Here is a 1,501-nt window from a genome sequence, read left to right on the forward strand (position 1 = left end):
GTCGGCGGCATTGCCGCCGGCTGCCGCGAGGCCGGCTGCGCGCTGATCGGCGGCGAAACGGCCGAGATGCCCGGTATGTATTCCTCCGGCGACTACGACCTCGCCGGTTTTGCGGTGGGTGCTGCCGAACGCGGCCAGCTCCTGCCATCAGGCGATATTGCCGAGGGCGACGTGATCCTCGGCCTTGCCTCCTCCGGCGTCCATTCCAACGGCTTTTCGCTGGTTCGGAAGATCGTGGAACTGTCGGGCCTCGACTGGAGCGCAGCCGCACCGTTTGCCGAAGGCCGGCTGCTCGGCGAAGCCCTGCTCGAGCCGACCCGCATCTATGTGAAGCCGCTTCTGAAGGCGATCCGCGAGACCGGCGCCATCAAGGCGCTGGCGCACATCACCGGCGGCGGCTTCCCGGAAAATATTCCGCGCGTCCTGCCGAAGCACTTGGCGGCCGAGATCGATCTTGACGCGGTCAAGGTTCCGCCGGTGTTTTCGTGGCTCGCCAAGACGGGCGGCGTCGAATCCAGAGAAATGCTGCGCACCTTCAACTGCGGCGTCGGCATGATCGCCGTCGTCGCCGCTGAGAACGTCGCGGCGGTTTCCGAGGCACTCGAAGCTGAGGGCGAGACTGTCATCACGCTCGGCCGCATGATCGCCCGCGAAGAAGGCGCTGCCGGCACGGTCTACAAGGGTACGCTTGCCATATGAGCTCGCCGCGCAAACGCGCCGTCGTCTTCATATCAGGCAGCGGCTCCAACATGATGGCGCTGGTTGCGGCGGCGAAAGCAGCCGACTACCCGGCCGAGATCGTCGGGGTGATCTCCGACAAGGCGGATGCCGGCGGGCTTGCCAAGGCTGATGCCGAAGGCATTTCCACCTTCGCTTTTCCCCGCAAGGACTACGCCAGCAAGGATGCGCATGAGGCGGCGATCTTTTCGGCGCTCGACGAGCTTAAACCCGATATTCTCTGCCTGGCAGGCTACATGCGGCTGCTGACGGCGACATTCATCCAGCGTTACCAAGGCCGGATGCTCAACATCCACCCTTCCCTGCTGCCGCTATTTCCGGGCCTGCATACGCATCAGCGGGCGATCGACGCCGGCATGCGGATCGCCGGCTGCACGGTGCATTTCGTCACCGAAGGCATGGATGAGGGGCCGGTGATCGGCCAGGCGGCTGTGCCGGTTCTCTTGGGCGATACGGCCGAAAGCCTTGCCGCGCGCGTGCTCACCATCGAACACCAGATCTATCCGCAGGCCTTGCGGCTGTTTGCCGAAGGTCGAGTGGCGATGGAAGGCGGCAAAGCCGTCGGCGCGGAGGCCGCGACCGCCGCACCCAAGGCTCAACTGATTTCGCTCATCGGCGACCGCGCTTAAGCCGCCAAAGCCCTTAACGGATGGAGGGTGCCGTCGCTGTAGACGAAGCGACCGGCGCGGAAGGTGGCGCGGATGCGATTGATATCGCCCGGCTCGACCACGACGAGATCGGCGCGCCGGCCGACGGCGATCTC

The 1,501-nt window shown here is 65.4% G+C and carries 2 protein-coding genes and 1 pseudogene; 2 read left to right on the forward strand and 1 reads right to left on the reverse strand.

Annotated features, from left to right (window positions below; translation table 11 throughout):
- Both purM and purN read left to right on the forward strand, forming a co-directional pair.
- Nucleotides 1-699: phosphoribosylformylglycinamidine cyclo-ligase (gene purM, locus MOV76_RS39085; protein WP_247266590.1), on the forward strand; the 699-nt coding region annotated here is incomplete at its 5' end.
- Nucleotides 696-1,367 carry a phosphoribosylglycinamide formyltransferase gene (gene purN / locus MOV76_RS39090; RefSeq protein WP_018241489.1) on the forward strand — a complete coding sequence of 224 codons (672 nt, stop codon included), beginning with the start codon at nt 696-698 and terminating at the stop codon, nt 1,365-1,367. The genes purM and purN, both read left to right, overlap by 4 nt.
- Here the strand turns inward: purN and MOV76_RS39095 are convergent.
- Nucleotides 1,364-1,501 (reverse strand): annotated as a pseudogene (locus tag MOV76_RS39095) (alpha-D-ribose 1-methylphosphonate 5-triphosphate diphosphatase); the annotation flags it as partial. The gene purN and the pseudogene MOV76_RS39095 overlap by 4 nt on opposite strands.

It is taken from the genome of Rhizobium sp. PRIMUS64 (genome assembly GCF_023006465.1).
GTDB lineage: Bacteria > Pseudomonadota > Alphaproteobacteria > Rhizobiales > Rhizobiaceae > Rhizobium > Rhizobium leguminosarum.

What these genes read in the sequence shown, in the direction of transcription:
- purN (WP_018241489.1), top strand. Translation starts at nt 696, where the DNA reads ATGAGCTCGCCGCGCAAACGCGCCGTCGTCTTCATATCAGGCAGCGGC.